This is a genomic window from Streptomyces sp. NPDC051452, from assembly GCF_044454765.1.
Classification (GTDB): Bacteria; Actinomycetota; Actinomycetes; order Streptomycetales; family Streptomycetaceae; genus Streptomyces.
In genome coordinates this window covers 103,483-116,982 of the sequence record NZ_JBITEB010000006.1, presented here as the reverse complement: position 1 = coordinate 116,982, position 13,500 = coordinate 103,483, and the positions used below count along the sequence as shown (strand labels likewise).

The 13,500-nt window shown below is 73.4% G+C and carries 11 protein-coding genes; 4 read left to right on the top strand and 7 right to left on the bottom strand.

Annotated elements, in window-relative coordinates:
- Nucleotides 1-94: 94 nt before the first annotated feature.
- The 4 genes from ACIBA9_RS17315 to cyc2 form a co-directional block, all read right to left on the bottom strand.
- Nucleotides 95-1,030, bottom strand: coding sequence for a phosphotransferase family protein (locus ACIBA9_RS17315; RefSeq protein WP_399363774.1), 936 nt, complete (start codon nucleotides 1,028-1,030; stop codon nucleotides 95-97).
- A 53-nt stretch (nucleotides 1,031-1,083) separates the two neighbouring features.
- Nucleotides 1,084-2,211: an aminopeptidase P family protein gene (locus ACIBA9_RS17310; protein ID WP_399363772.1), complete on the bottom strand. Its 1,128-nt coding sequence runs from the start codon at nucleotides 2,209-2,211 to the stop codon at nucleotides 1,084-1,086.
- A 204-nt stretch (nucleotides 2,212-2,415) separates the two neighbouring features.
- Complete coding sequence (locus ACIBA9_RS17305; protein ID WP_399363770.1) at nucleotides 2,416-2,982, bottom strand: PDZ domain-containing protein; 567 nt, start codon at nucleotides 2,980-2,982, stop codon at nucleotides 2,416-2,418.
- Between the two features lie 944 nt (nucleotides 2,983-3,926).
- Nucleotides 3,927-6,116 (bottom strand): germacradienol/geosmin synthase Cyc2, encoded by a 2,190-nt coding sequence (cyc2, locus tag ACIBA9_RS17300; RefSeq protein ID WP_399363768.1) that lies wholly within the window; start codon nucleotides 6,114-6,116, stop codon nucleotides 3,927-3,929.
- A gap of 168 nt (nucleotides 6,117-6,284) precedes the next feature.
- On the opposite strand from cyc2, the gene ACIBA9_RS17295 reads away from it, so the two are divergent.
- Nucleotides 6,285-7,103, top strand: coding sequence for an alpha/beta fold hydrolase (locus ACIBA9_RS17295; protein ID WP_399363766.1), 819 nt, complete (start codon nucleotides 6,285-6,287; stop codon nucleotides 7,101-7,103).
- Complete coding sequence (locus tag ACIBA9_RS17290; protein ID WP_399363764.1) at nucleotides 7,100-8,362, top strand: cytochrome P450; 1,263 nt, start codon at nucleotides 7,100-7,102, stop codon at nucleotides 8,360-8,362. Before ACIBA9_RS17295 ends, ACIBA9_RS17290 begins: the two co-directional genes overlap by 4 nt.
- Here ACIBA9_RS17290 and ACIBA9_RS17285 read toward each other — a convergent pair.
- Nucleotides 8,339-9,538: a damage-control phosphatase ARMT1 family protein gene (locus tag ACIBA9_RS17285; protein ID WP_399363762.1), complete on the bottom strand. Its 1,200-nt coding sequence runs from the start codon at nucleotides 9,536-9,538 to the stop codon at nucleotides 8,339-8,341. The two genes, ACIBA9_RS17290 and ACIBA9_RS17285, sit on opposite strands and share 24 nt — an antisense overlap.
- A gap of 22 nt (nucleotides 9,539-9,560) precedes the next feature.
- Nucleotides 9,561-10,208 (bottom strand): ScbR family autoregulator-binding transcription factor, encoded by a 648-nt coding sequence (locus ACIBA9_RS17280; protein ID WP_362153051.1) that lies wholly within the window; start codon nucleotides 10,206-10,208, stop codon nucleotides 9,561-9,563.
- A 307-nt stretch (nucleotides 10,209-10,515) separates the two neighbouring features.
- On the opposite strand from ACIBA9_RS17280, the gene ACIBA9_RS17275 reads away from it, so the two are divergent.
- On the top strand, nucleotides 10,516-11,448 hold the full coding sequence (locus ACIBA9_RS17275; RefSeq protein WP_399363760.1) for a lytic polysaccharide monooxygenase: 933 nt from the start codon (nucleotides 10,516-10,518) through the stop codon (nucleotides 11,446-11,448).
- Between the two features lie 18 nt (nucleotides 11,449-11,466).
- Here the strand turns inward: ACIBA9_RS17275 and ACIBA9_RS17270 are convergent, their stop codons facing one another.
- Nucleotides 11,467-12,126, bottom strand: coding sequence for a Tat pathway signal sequence domain protein (locus tag ACIBA9_RS17270; protein ID WP_399363758.1), 660 nt, complete (start codon nucleotides 12,124-12,126; stop codon nucleotides 11,467-11,469).
- A gap of 681 nt (nucleotides 12,127-12,807) precedes the next feature.
- On the opposite strand from ACIBA9_RS17270, the gene ACIBA9_RS17265 reads away from it, so the two are divergent.
- Nucleotides 12,808-13,500, top strand: a complete 693-nt coding sequence (locus tag ACIBA9_RS17265; protein WP_399364122.1) for a DUF6230 family protein — start codon at nucleotides 12,808-12,810, stop codon at nucleotides 13,498-13,500.

The window sequence follows — 13,500 nt, the reverse complement described above, 5'->3', positions numbered from 1 at the left end:
CGGGCGCGGCGCCGGGACCACGCGCGCGGGCGACGCGCCTCGGCGGGGCCGTCGGCCCCGGGCGTCACGACTCCGGGCGTCACGGCTCCGGGCGTCACGGCTCCGGCTCGTCGCCCTCGAAGGCCGTCACCCGCTCCAGCAGGATCGGCTCCCAGGCGCGCCGCAGCCGGGTTCGCAGCAGGGCCACGGTGTCTCCTGTACGGCCGTCGAGGTGGTCGGTGAGGCGCATGACGGTGTCGCAGCGGGCGAGCCACAGGCCGCGCAGGCAGGGGCGGGGGCCGTAGCCGGCCAGGGTGGCGGCGCGCACGGCCGCTGGCGAGCCCACGGAGACGGCAAGCCCGGCGATGTCCTCGGCCGGGTCGCCGATCACCGCCTCGGTCCAGTCCAGGACGGCGCGCACCCGCCCGTCGGCGCTGACCACGACGTGCTCGCCGGTCAGACCGTGGTGGGTGAGGACGGCGGCGCCGGGCTGCGTGGCGAGCTGCGCGGCACCGGGCGGGGTGAGCTGATGGAGGCGGGCGGCGTCGAACTCGTCGGCCGCGGCGAGCCGTTCGGCCGCGTGCACGGCCATCCGGCGCAGCGCCTCCAGGGAGCGCGGGGCTCCGCGCGGCACCCCGATCGCCTCGGCCTGTCGTACGGGCACCGCGCGCAGTCCGGTGAGCAGTCCGGCGAGGTCGGCCTCGCCGACGGCGGAGACGTCGTGCTCCTCGGCCGTGCCGCCGGGCACCAGGGCGTCCAGGGTGAAGGCGAGGCCGGGCGCCCAGTCGCCGTGCGCCACGCTGGTGGGGAGGGCGACGGGCAGATGGGAGCGGAGCAGGTCGCGCAGCCGCAGTTCGCGGCGGCGGCGGACGGAGGCCGCGCGGTCGGGAGCGAGTCGCAGCACATGGCGGGCGCCGACCCACCAGGTGTACTCATGGCCTTCCCCGACGGGCCGCACCTTCGGCCCGCCGGTGCCGCCGGTGCCCTCGTCGAGCAGCGAGCGGACCAGTCTGCGGACGGTGTCCGCGGTGGGTGTCGATGCCTGGGTCATGGGTCGCGCGTGTGCCGTTCCGGGTGTCGTCGTGGATGAGTCTCCTGGGTCTCTCAGTCCACTATGACCATCTCACGGGTGGTGTTGTTGAGACGGCGGCCCCCGTCGGCGGTGACCGTGACGATGTCCTCGATGCGCACACCGAACCGGCCGGGCAGATAGACACCGGGCTCCACGGAGAAGCACATCCCGGGCACGAGGGGCTGTTCCTCGCCCTCGATCATGTACGGCGGCTCGTGCGTGGTGACGCCGATGCCGTGCCCGGTGCGATGGATGAAGTACGCGCCGTACCCGGCGTCGGTGATCACCGCGCGCGCGGCGCGGTCGACCTCCTGGCAGGCGGCGCCGGGCCGTACGGCCCGGAAGCCGGCCTCCTGGGCGGCGCGCACGACGTCGTGGACCCGGCGCTCCTCCTCGGTGGGCTCGCCCACGTGCACGGTACGGGTGGTGTCGGAGCCGTAGCCGTCCTTGAGGCCGCCGAAGTCGAGGACGACCATGTCCCCGGGCCGGATGACGCGGTCGCCGACCTCGTGGTGCGGGTTGGCGCCGTTGGGTCCGGAACCGACGATCGTGAAATCGACCTGGGAGTGGCCGAAGCGGCGCAGCAGGTCGGCGAGGTCGTGGCCGACGTCCGACTCGCGGCGGCCGGCGAAGGGGACCTCGCGGATCTCCTCGAACGTCGCGTCGGCTGCCGCGCCGGCGGCGGCCAGCAGCTCCACCTCCGTCGCGTCCTTCACCGCGCGCAGCATGGGCAGGGCGTCGGTGAGAGCGGCGTACGAGGTATCGGGCAGGGCCCGCTGGAGGCCCAGCAGGTGCATGGCCCAGGTGTTGTCGCTGACACCGAACCGGCCCCGGCCGTCGAGGAGCGCGGCGGTGACGGCGTAGGGGTCCTTGCCGTCGGTCCAGTCGCGCAGGGCCGGCCCACCGTCACCGGTGGCTCTCTCGCCGTCCGGGGCCTCCAGGGCGGGCACGACGAGGACGGGGTCGCTGCCGGGGACGAGGACGAGGAGGGTGAGCCGTTCGGTGACGGCGGTCGGCGTGTACCCGGTCAGCCAGACCATGTCCGGTCCCGGCGCCACGAGCAGCCCCGCGAGACCGGCCTCGGCGGCCGAACGCGCGGCACGCTCCATGCGGGCACCGTAGTCGGCTGCGGTGAAGGGCGCGGGCGTACTGCCGGTCATCCGGGCCTCCGGGCGCGGGGTGGGGAAACGTGCTGGGCCGTCCCGTGCGGGGACGCGCCCTGGGGCCATCATGGCGCGCGGGGCGGACGGTCACCAGCGGGTCGGCCGGGGTGGCGGGCGGAGATCCGTGGAAATCCCGGTGTCACCGGCCGACGGCGGTCACGCGCGCGGGCGGTGGGAGGCGACCCCGTGGGCCGGCCGCGCTCAGGTCACGATCCCAGGGACCACCGTCAACTGCTGGTAGCCGCCGCTGATGTGACGCACGGTGAGGAGTACGCCCCTGCCGGGCCGCGCGTGGGCGACGGCCCGGACGAGGTCGGCGGCGGTGTCGACGCGGGTGGCGCCGAACTGCAGCAGGACGTCCCCACGGACGAGGCCGGCCGTGTAGCCCGGTCCGGGCACGTGCACAGCGATCACCACCGCCCCCGCTTTCTCGGCGTCGACGGCCTCCACGCCCAGGGTCGCCCCGGCCCGGGCCGAGACCGGGTCGAGGGTGGTGGCGGGGGTGGCCTTGGCCCAGGGGGCGGGCGGCGGGGCCTGGCGTCGCAGCTCGGCGAGTCTGCTCATGCCGATCACGGTGGCACCGACGGAGCCGATGCCGACGCCGGCGAGCAGCAGGACGGTGCCGGCGAACAAGCCGCACAGCAGGGTCCGCAGCCGCCGCGCGCGTCGGGGCGCGGCGTGCGGACGGCGGGCCGGGGCGGGGGTGTCGTCCTCGTCCCGACGGTCCTGGCCGGGCATCGGCTTGGGACGCAACGCAGTCTGTTCCATGGTTCGCTCGCCTCCGGCTGGTGCTCTACCCGGGGCGCCGGGTCGCGACGAGACACGAACGAGTGAGACTGGCCGAAGGGTCGCGTGGGGTAGCCATGGCGGTGGAGACACGATCACCTCGCCCCCGGCGCGGCGGCCGACCGGCGCGGCACCGGGTACGGCTCCCGGCGGCCGTGAGGGCGGTGAGGGCGCACGGATCGGCGCCCCCGTAGCGCGGGGCGAGTCGCAACGCGCCACCGCCGACCGCCGCGCGCGGCCGGGTGAGCGGGAGGGCCGCGTCGAGTGCCTCGAGCCGGCGGGCGTCGCCGAGGGCGCCCAGCCGCGGTCCGGGGCGGCCGACGAGGGGGCAGGGGGGCACTCCTTCTTCCCGGCCGCGTTGATCCAGCCGGAGCCGTCCGGTGACGGGTCGGTGCCGTAGCCGGTGGTCCGGCCGCCGGCGGGGGCGGCAGCCGGGGGGCCGCGTCGAGCTGGCCGGCGTCGCCGAGGGCGCCCAGCCGCGGTCCGGGGCGGCCGAGGAGGAGGGGGGCATCCCTTCTTCCTGGCCGCGTTGATCCAGCCGGAGCCGTCCGGTGACGGGTCGGTGCCGTAGCCGGTGGTCCGGCCGCCGGCGGGGGCGGCAGCCGGGGGGCCGCCTCGAGTCGGCGGGCGTCACCGAGGGCCCCCAGCCGCGGTCCGGGGCGGCCGAGGAGGAGGGGGGCATCCCTTCTTCCTGGCCACGCTGTTCCAGCCGGAGCCGTCCGGTGACGGGTCGGTGCCGTAGCCGGTGGTCCGGGCGCCGGCGGGGCGGCCGTCGGCCGCGCGGCGCGGTCGCCCCGGCGGCCCTGAGGCGGGCTTCCGGGCATACGGGGCGACATCATGGCGTGAGCGGCCGCGGCCCCGCGGCCGGCGCGGGGCCGTGGCCGGCGCGGGGCCGTGGCCGGCGCGGGGCCGTGGCCGGCGCGAGGTCAGCCGACGAGCTGAACGGGCAAGGCGGGCGACGCGGGCAGCGTGGGAGGCGCCGGGGCGCGGTCGGGCAGGAAACCGTGGGCGCGGCGGCCCAGCCACTCGGCCTTGTAGCGGTCCACCTCGCGGTGCCAGTTGAGGATGCCGGCCAGCCAGTTCTGCAGGTCGAGGACGTAGCCGTCCATGGCCGCCCGCCCCTCCCCGGACAGCTGGAAGTCGTCGTACAGCACGGGCAGTTCGTGCGCGATGACGTGCTCGAACTGCTGCATGCGCTGGGTCGTCAGGTCGTGGACGACGCCGAGCGCGGCCGGGTAGTCCACGCCGAAGAAGTTCTGCACGACCAGCACCGCGTTGTGGATCTCGCCCTCGTACTCGATCTCCTTCTGGTACGAGAAGATGTCGTTGAGGAGGCAGGCGTAGTCGATGGCCGCGTTCTCCATGGAGCGCACCGGGCCGCTGCGGTACACCTCCGGCGGGACCGCGGGGTCGTTGCCCATCCGGCACAGGCTGAGGGTGAGGTCGGAGCCGAAGGTGGAGCGCCGCATCTCCAGATAGTCGACGGGGTCGGGGACACGGTTCTGCAGCTGGTTGGACAGCTCCCACACCCAGCTCTCGGTCATCTTGTCGACGGCCGTCTTCAGGGTGCGCCGCTGCCCGGTCGCCATCCGGGCCGTGGTGCGCGCCCACAGGTCGATCAGCGACCGCTCCATGGCGTTGCCGGGGACGAGGACCGGTTCGCCGTCGACGGGCATGCACGCCGACAGCCGGGCGGTGGTCAGCCGGGCGGCGGCCAGGTCCCGGCGGTGGCCGAAGACGAGGGGGTAGTAGTCGTCCCCGTAGGTGCCGAAGGCGAGCCACTGGGCGCTGAGGTCGAGGGCCTCGGGGGTGGCGTCCGGGTCCAGGCCGGCGGAGCAGAGCGCGAGGTCGTACGCGGCGAGCTTCTCCTCGTCCCAGACGCCTTCCTCGAGGATCCCGACCTGGTGCGTCCAGGCGAGGAGATTGCGGCGGGCCCGGTCGAGGTGGGGGCTCAGCTCCACCCGGTAGGGCATGTGGAACTCTGGCAGCAGCGAGGGGCCGACCTTCTGGTAGGGCACGTGCGAGTAGGCGCGCAGGCGGTCCCGGGCCGCGCCGGCGAGGAGCGCGCCGACGTCGGCGGCCGAGGTGCCGGGACCGCTCGGGGCCTGCCACGGCGAGCCGCTGCGGGCGCCCTGGTTCATGTACCGGCTGGAGCGCAGGTGCCACTCGTGGCCGCCGGACTGCCAGTCCTGGAGCCCCTTGGTGTAGGCGGCGACCGCGGCGACCTCGTGCGGGGCGAGGCCCGCCTCCAGGGCGACGGCCGGGACTTCGGTGAGCGCCGTGTGCTCGAACTGGTGCAGACGCGAGGTGAGGATGTCGTTGACGGTGTCGGCGGCCTGCTGGGTGGTGCAGTCGAAGAACCGCTCCAGGACGAGCACGCCGTTGCTGTTCTCCCCCTCGTCCTCGACCTCGCGCTGGTAGGAGAACAGGTCGTTGCGCAGGTGGACGGCGTCGGAGAAGGTCTCCATCAGGACGCGCAGCGGGCGGGTGCCCGCGACGCGGGCGGGCACCTCGGCGGTCGCGTACTCCACCAGCCCCGCCGACCAGGGGGCGCCGCCCACCTTGCGGCGCATCTCGATGTACTCGACCGGGTTGGCGATCCGCCCCTCGTCGATGTTGGACAGCTCCCACATCGACTCGTTGAGGAGGTGCTCGGTGGCCACGGAGAAGCGGCGGCGCCAGTCCACGGACATCGAAGGCACCGTGCGCGCCCACAGGTCCTTCAGGCCCGCCTCCACCGGATTGGCGGCCTCGGGCACGGGAGTCGACGGGTCGAGCGGCATGAACAGCGGCAGACGCTCCAGGTGGGCCTTTCCGGCGGCGCGGTCCGGGGTGCGCTTGTACATGTCCAGGAAGTGGTCGTCGAAGAAGAAGACCCACACGTACCAGTCGGTGACGAGCGAGAGGGCGGGGCCGTCGCAGTCGGGGTGGGTGTAGGCGCACAGGAGCCCGTAGTCGTGCGCCTCCAGGTCGGCCTGCTCCCAGATCCCGGACCCTTCCAGCATGCCCATCTCGCGTGCCCACCGCGTCGAGTGGGCACGGGCCTCGTCGAGGTGGGGGTTGAGCCGCGCGGGATACGGCATGTAGAAGTGCGGGAGTTCGAACGGCTGCGTCATGGCCGGGCCCTACCCGTGGGCCCTCGGCCCCATCCACGGCGCCGCACATGATCACACCATCGCGTGAACTGCTTCCGAAACACCGGCCCCAGGGCCGTTCGCGTGTGCTGCCGGTCGGCTCGGGCGGCGCTCTTGCCGTGGCCGTCCCGCGGGCGCCACGGTAGGCCCATGACCTCCTTCGTACTGCCCCATGAGGTGCACGGCGACGGCGCCCACAAGGTGTTCGCCGTGCACGGCTGGTTCGCCGACCGGTCCGCCTTCGCGGCCGTCCTGCCGGATCTCGACCGCACCGCCTTCACCTACGCCCTGGTCGACCTGCGCGGCTACGGCGCGGCCCGGGACGCCGTCGGCTCGTACACGACGGCCGAAGCCGCCCTGGACCTGGTGCGGTTGGCCGATCTGCTCGGCTGGGAGCGGTTCTCGGTGATCGGGCACTCCATGGGCGGGGCGGTGGCGCAGCGGCTGCTGGCCGTCGCCCCGCACCGGCTGCGCCGAATCGCGGGCGTCTCCCCGGTGCCGGCCTCGGGGATGCCGCTGCCCGACGGGCAGGACGTGCTGTTCGCGGACGCGGCGCACCGGCCGGAGAACCGGCGCGCGATCATCGACTTCACCACCGGGGGCCGCCGGCCGGCCGCCTGGCTGGACCGGATGGTGGACCGCTCGCTGGAGCGCAGTGACGCCGGCGCGTTCCGGGCGTGGCTCGACTCGTGGGCGGGCGAGGACTTCCACGCCGACGTGGCGGGCAGCGAGGTGCCCGCGCTGGCCGTGGCCGGGGCACTCGACCCGGCCCTGTCGCCGGCGGTCCTGCGGGCGACCTGGCTGTCCTGGTATCCACGGGCCGAACTGGCCGAGCTGCCGTCCGCCGGGCACTACGCGATGGACGAGACCCCGCTCGAACTGATCCGGGTGGTGGAGGACTTCCTGCGGGCGGACACCGCGCCTGCCGGGGACGCGCTGGAGACGGCCGTCATCGGCGAACAGGCGTGAGCGTCCGAGCCGCTCCCCCGGTGCCCGACGTGTTCGACCCCCGCCGGTACGCCGTCGGGGTGCCCTACGACGACTACCGCGTCCTGCGCGACCACCATCCGGTCGCCTGGCAGGAGGAACCGCGGGTGCTGGGCTGGCCGGCCGGCCCCGGGTTCTGGGCGGTGACCCGGCACGCGGACGTGGTGCGCGTACTCAAGGACGCGGCGGCGTTCTCCTCGTACCTCGGCGCGACCCAGATCCGGGACCCCGATCCGGAGGACCTGCCGTTCATCCGCCGCACCATGCTCAACCAGGATCCTCCGGGGCACGGCCGGCTACGGCGGCTGGTGAGCCGGGCGTTCACCCCCGCGCGCGTGGACCGGTTCGCCGCGGTCGCCCGGGGGCGGGCGCGCGCGCTGCTCGCCGGGGCGGTGCGGCGGGCGCGGGACGGGGACGGCACGGTCGATGTGGTGGCCGCCGTCACCGACGAGTACGCGCTGCTCAACCTGGCCGATCTGCTGGGCGTTCCGGAGAGCGACCGGGGTCTGCTGCTGCACTGGACGCAGCGGGTCATCGGCTACCAGGACCCGGACGAGGCGGGTTTGGCGGTGCTGGACGGGGCGGGCGAGCCGGTGAACCCGCGCTCTCCGGCGCTGCTGCGGGACATGTTCGGGTACGCCCGGCAGCTGGCCGCACACAAACGGCGCCATCCCGCCGACGACATCCTGACGACGCTCGCGCACGAGGACGAACTGGCCGACGCCGAACGGGAGATGTTCTTCTTCCTGCTCACGGTGGCGGGCAACGACACGGTGCGCGGCGCGGCTCCCGGCGGGCTGCTGGCCCTCGTCGAGCACCCGGAGGCGTACCGGCTGCTGCGCGAGGGGAAGGTGGGGCTGCGTACGGGAGTCGAGGAGCTGCTGCGCTGGCATCCGCCGGTGCTGACCTTCCGCCGTACGGCCGTGCGGGACACCGAGCTGGCGGGGCGGCGGATCCGGGCCGGTGACAAGGTCGTGGTGTTCCATGCCTCCGCCAACCGGGACGAGCGGGTCTTCACCGACCCCGGCCGGCTCGATCCGGCGCGCTCCCCCAACCCGCACGTCTCCTTCGGGAACGGCCCGCACGTGTGCCTGGGCGCCCATTTCGCGCGGCTGCAACTGCGCCTGTTCTACGAGGAGGCACTGCGCCTGCTGCCGGAGCCGCGGCTCGCCCGGCCGCCGGGGAGACTGGTGTCCAACTTCATCAACGGGGTCAAGTCACTGCCGCTGCGCCTCGGGTGACGGGCGGACCTGGATCAGCGCGTGGGTGCCGCTGGTGCGCCAGCGCTCATCCTCCGCCGCCACCAGGGCGGCCTCGGTCTGTACGGACAGCCCGGTGATCACCTCGGACTTCAGGGTGCGCAGTGCGGCGACCGCGCCGGGGAAGCCGGCGGTCACCTCACTGAACGGCGTGGTGGGCGGCCACCGCCGGTCGCCCACCAGTCGACGGTAGTTGAGGTCGCCCTTGACGATCGTCAGTGTCGCCCCGGCGAAGTCGGCGCGCAGGTCGTCCGGCATGCGCGCGAAGGGCAGCGGGGCGCAGGAGAAGGGGTGGGCCGTCACGTCGAGCCGGCCGTCGGCCATCGCCGTCCAGAGCGCGCGCCCGTACACACCGGCCGCGCCCGGCGCCGCCCGCAGCCGGTTCAGAGCGTCGACCACGTCGGCGGTGGTGGCGTCGGAGACGTAGTACGGGTAGGGCTTGACGTGCAGCACGGCCCGCGCGATCCGCTTCTCGGCGAGGAGGTGGGCGATCAGCAGGAGATCGGGGACGAGTTCGCGGCCGGCGTTGTCCGCGACCAGCACGAGCGTGCCCGCCCCGCCGGGTGGCAGCAGCGACCACAGGATGTCGCTGTCGTCGGCGACCAGCGCGGGGACCGGCTCGCGGGCCTCGGCGCCCGCGGCGGAGAGCCGGAAACCGAGGTCGGCGCGGTTGCCCCACAGTGATCCGTGCAGCAGGGCGCGCGCCCGTTCCTGCTCCGGCAGCTCTCCCAGGGCGTCCAGGGCGGCCAGTTCCTCGTCGGTCTCGGGCGCGTCGAGTTCGGCGCGCTTGAACGGGCGGAAGGGGTCGACACCCCGCCAGGCGCCGGAGCCGAAGTAGCCCACGGCGTCGAGCAACCTGCGGTAGAAGTAGCTCTCGGCCCACAGCCACGGCACGTCGTACCAGGACCTGCCCTCGTGGTCGGGCAGGTCCCATTGCCGCCAGCGGTCACGGTCCGGGGCGTCGGCGGGCAGCGGCTCGATCACCCCGTCCGCACAGGCGGCCAGCAGCTCGTCCAGCGCGCGGTGCTGCCCGGGCCCGTAGGGGAAGGCGTCGCGTACCTGTCCGATGATCGCGGGGTGCCGCTCGGCCAGCACGCTGTGCGGGAACGAGCCCGGTGTGTTGCCGAGGAGCACGGGCGCGAGGGGGGTGTCGGGCATGTCCGTCACCGTACCGCGCGCGTCAGACGGTTCTGATCTCCCGCTCCAGCTGCGTGGCGAGGGTGACGTAGCGGGGGCGGCGGTGCACCGGGACCAGGCCCCGGATCATCAGGTGCCACATCTCCGCGACCCGGCGCGGCAGCCGCCCCACGGGTTCGATCGTGCGGCCGGCGACCCGGGTGCCGACGAAGAAGCAGACGAGGGAGTGCGCGATGGCGCCCACGTCGAGATCGCCGTGCACATCGGCCTCCCGGACCGCTCCGCCGAACTTCCGGGTGGCGAACTCCAGCCATTCGGTGAAGGGGTGCCGCAGCGGCGGCCGTACGGCGATGTCCGCGCTGGCCAGCCGTAGTCCGGCCCGTGGCACCGGGTCCTCCACGGCGAGCCGGGCGATGCCGAAGGTGGTGCGCATCAGGGTCTCCAGCGAGGAGTAGCCGCGCCTCTCGACGTCGGCGACGAGCTGCTGGGCCACCGCGGCCTGAAGTTCAAGGATGGCGTGGGCCAGGTCTTCCTTGGCGGCGAAGTGGAAGTACAGCGCGCCCTTGGTGACCTTGGCGTGGGCGACGATGTCGCTCAGGCTGGTGGACTCGTAGCCGTGCCGGTCGAACAGATCGGCGGCGGCCGTGATGATCGTTGCCCGGGTCTGTTCAGCGCGTAATTGCCTCGCCATCGTCTGACCCTTCCTTGCGCCTTGAACGAACGGGACATGCGGTTTGTTTTTCGCCTGTCCACACGATAACTCACGGCGCGTCGAAGGGAGTCGGCGCCCGGAACGGCGGTGCAGCGGCACCGCTCACGCGTCCGGCGCCGCAGGACGCGTGAACCCTCGTCGAGGCTGCGCGGATGGTGCGAAACAGCCCGGGCAGTCTGTGCTTTGCGTCCCGCGCCGACAGGCCGGCCGGATGAACACGGCGGACGTGGGCGCCGTACTGGACACCGCACGCCCTGTTCCCGCCCCCGCCGAGGAGACGTCCCGCATGACTCGGATGACCGCCCGCCCGAGCGCCGTGGCCGCCGCCGCGGCGGCCCCGCTCCTGCTGCTCTCCTTGGCGGCCGGGCCCGCCCAGGCGCACGGCGCTCCCACGGATCCGGTCAGCCGGGTGTACGCCTGCTCCCCGGAGGGCGGCGCCGCCGCACGCTCCGCGGCCTGCCGGGCGGCGATCGCGGCGAACGGCGGCCCGTTCACCGCGTGGGACAACCTGCGGGTGGCCGGGGTGGCGGGCCGCGACCGGCAGGTGATCGCGGACGGCGAACTGTGCAGCGGCGGACTGCCGGCGTACCGGGGCCTCGATCTGCCCCGGCGTGACTGGCCGGCGACACGGCTGACGCCCGGCGCCCGGCTGACCATGACGTACGCCTCGACCATCGCGCACACGGGTAAGTTCGAGCTGTACTTGACGAAGCCCGGTTACGACCCGGCCAAGCCCCTGAACTGGTCCGACCTGCCGGAACGTCCCTTCGCCGAGGTCACGGACCCCCCGTTGGAGAAGGGGGCGTACCACATCGGCGCGACGCTGCCGAAGGACCGGACGGGGCGTCAGATCCTGTATACGATCTGGCGGAACACCAGCACGACGGACACGTACTACTCCTGCTCCGACGTCGACTTCCCGACCGGCGGACGAACGCCGGGCGCATCGGGGGCGGAAGGGGCGTCAGGACCCAAGCGGGCGCCGGGGAGGGCCCCGACGGGCGCCGCGTCCGGACATGGTACGCCCGCCCCGCGCCCGAGTGCCGCCTCGGCCAACGCGAGTTCACGCAAGCGGAACGCCGCCGCCGGCAGCGCTCCGGTGGCGGAGTCGACAGACGACGGCTCGGGGCCCTCGGCCCCGTTGCTCGCGGGCGGCGCCGCCGCGGTGCTGCTGCTCACCGGGGGCGCCGCCTTCGCGCTGCGTCTACGACGACGCTGAACTACCCGCTCCTCGTGATCAGTTCACGAAGACGTTGACACCGCCGTCGGTGACCGGCGCGTACTTGGCCGTGAAGTACCCGTTGGCGAAACACAGCGACGAGCCGGAGCTCTTGGTGAACTGCTGGTTGGTGAAGGTGATGCTGTTGTCCGCGTTGGCGGCCTTCCCGGTCAGGCCGGGCGCCTGGTAGACGCAGGTGACGCTGCCCAGCAGGGTGCGCAGCTTGACCGTGGCCTGGATGACGGAGCCGCTCGGCGGCTGGACGCTCAGGGTGCCGCTGGAGGCGACCGTCGCCGAGTAGGGCAGGTTGTCGATGGTGATGCCGTTGACACCGAGGACGCCGGTGACGTTGCTGGTGCAGGTGGTGCTGTCGAAGGTGTGCCCGGTGACGGACTCGGTGGCGGTCCCCGGGGCGGTCGGGTTGCCGGTGACCTTGGCGGTGAACTGGGAGGCCGTGCACTTGACGCCACTGGTGCCGGTCGCGCTGGAGTAGAACGTGGCGGCCGTGCCGGAGGCCAGGGGCGCGGTCAGGGTGTCGCCGACCGCGACGGCGGTGCCGCCGGCGCTGCCCTTGGTGAGGACGGAACCGGCTGATGCGCCGGCGAAGGCGGGTGCCGCGGCCGTGAGGGCGAGCGCGGTGGCGGTACCGGCGAGGGCGAGCAGAGATCGCGTACGCATGCGGGTGCCTCTTTCCTGAGTGGGGTTCGGACGAGTGCGATGGGGGGTGGCCGGGTCGTACGGACCGTGCGGGTGGTGCGGCCGTGCGGTTGTGCGGACCGTGCGGTGGTACGAGCGATGCCGCCGACGCGGGGACGTCGCGCCTTCTCCGTACGCGACGGACACGCGACGGCGGCGAGCCGGGCACCGGGCCGACGAGCCTCGGGGCAAGGCCGGGGGGCCGGTGGGCCGGACAGAAAGGACGGTGACCCCGCACGGGCGGCCGGAGCCGACGTGAGGTCACCGTGAACCGGCGTGAGCCGAGGTGAGCGGTTGCTGCGGGGCGACGCGAACGGCTGCCGTGACGGGGCCGGGAACGCGGCCGGTGCCGCTCGGCGGATCCGGCGCCACGGATCCGGGAAACACGGGAAGTTGTAAACCTCGTCAACCATCAACGTCAAGGCGTCGAGGGCGAGTTGCTCTCAGGAAACGTCAGCTACGCACATCCGACACCCCATTTTCACATCTCCCTTGACCCCTTGTTGTAACCGGCGGTAACTTCCTCAAAGGCTACTGTCGCGTAACGAGAAAGCCCTTGCATCCGCCGGGAGTGCGAGGAGCGTGCGCGACAGCCGCTGTCCGCGCCAGGACACCGCGCCACTGAAGCCCAACCCGCATTGATTTATGCCCATGGGAGCAGACATGGCCTCGTCCCCGGACGTCTCGTCCGAAGGCAACATCCCCGAGAACCCGGGTAGCGGTTCACCGTCCGAAGCACCGAAGACCGAAAGCGGCGTCGGCGACAGGCGCGGACGCGTCCGGGCGCGCCGGGCGGCGGTGATGGCGGTGCCCGCCACCCTCATCGCGGCCGGCCTCGCGGTTCTCACCGCGCAGGGTGCGCTGGGCGTGCAGTTCGCGATCTCCGGCATGCCGTTCACCGTCACCGCGACCGAACTCAACGGCACCGGCTTCGAGCAGTTCGGCGCGCTCGACAACATGGCGGACGGCAGCCCCAACGCCGGCGACACCGGCGGCCAGGTACTCGTCGTCACCTCCGCGATCAGGAACGCCACGCTCACCAAGCTGTGCCAGAGCGTCGACCTGGGCGGCACCAACCTGCTGATCCGGGCGGGCGGCGGCAAGGAGAAGGTGTCGGCGACCGATCTGACCACCGACTCCACCGAGTTGTCGGGCGACGCGTCGTTCAACCACATCGAGATCGGCAACGACGCGAGCACACTGGACAAGGCGCGGGTGAAGGGCCCGATCGGCGTCTTCAGCCAGCAGGCCGACACCGTGCGCATCGCGAACCTGCGTCAGGTCAACTACGCGACGACGGCCGGGGTGTTCAAGCTGCCGGGCCTCAAGCTCGGCTTCAGCAGCTCGGGGTGCTGA

What these genes read in the sequence shown, in the direction of transcription:
- cyc2 (WP_399363768.1), bottom strand. Translation starts at nt 6,116, where the DNA reads ATGACGCAGCCGTTCGAACTCCCGCACTTCTACATGCCGTATCCCGCG.
- ACIBA9_RS17280 (WP_362153051.1), bottom strand. Translation starts at nt 10,208, where the DNA reads ATGGCGAGGCAATTACGCGCTGAACAGACCCGGGCAACGATCATCACG.
- ACIBA9_RS17295 (WP_399363766.1), top strand. Translation starts at nt 6,285, where the DNA reads ATGACCTCCTTCGTACTGCCCCATGAGGTGCACGGCGACGGCGCCCAC.
- ACIBA9_RS17265 (WP_399364122.1), top strand. Translation starts at nt 12,808, where the DNA reads ATGGCCTCGTCCCCGGACGTCTCGTCCGAAGGCAACATCCCCGAGAAC.
- ACIBA9_RS17275 (WP_399363760.1), top strand. Translation starts at nt 10,516, where the DNA reads ATGACTCGGATGACCGCCCGCCCGAGCGCCGTGGCCGCCGCCGCGGCG.
- ACIBA9_RS17310 (WP_399363772.1), bottom strand. Translation starts at nt 2,211, where the DNA reads ATGACCGGCAGTACGCCCGCGCCCTTCACCGCAGCCGACTACGGTGCC.
- ACIBA9_RS17270 (WP_399363758.1), bottom strand. Translation starts at nt 12,126, where the DNA reads ATGCGTACGCGATCTCTGCTCGCCCTCGCCGGTACCGCCACCGCGCTC.
- ACIBA9_RS17305 (WP_399363770.1), bottom strand. Translation starts at nt 2,982, where the DNA reads ATGGAACAGACTGCGTTGCGTCCCAAGCCGATGCCCGGCCAGGACCGT.
- ACIBA9_RS17315 (WP_399363774.1), bottom strand. Translation starts at nt 1,030, where the DNA reads ATGACCCAGGCATCGACACCCACCGCGGACACCGTCCGCAGACTGGTC.
- ACIBA9_RS17285 (WP_399363762.1), bottom strand. Translation starts at nt 9,538, where the DNA reads ATGCCCGACACCCCCCTCGCGCCCGTGCTCCTCGGCAACACACCGGGC.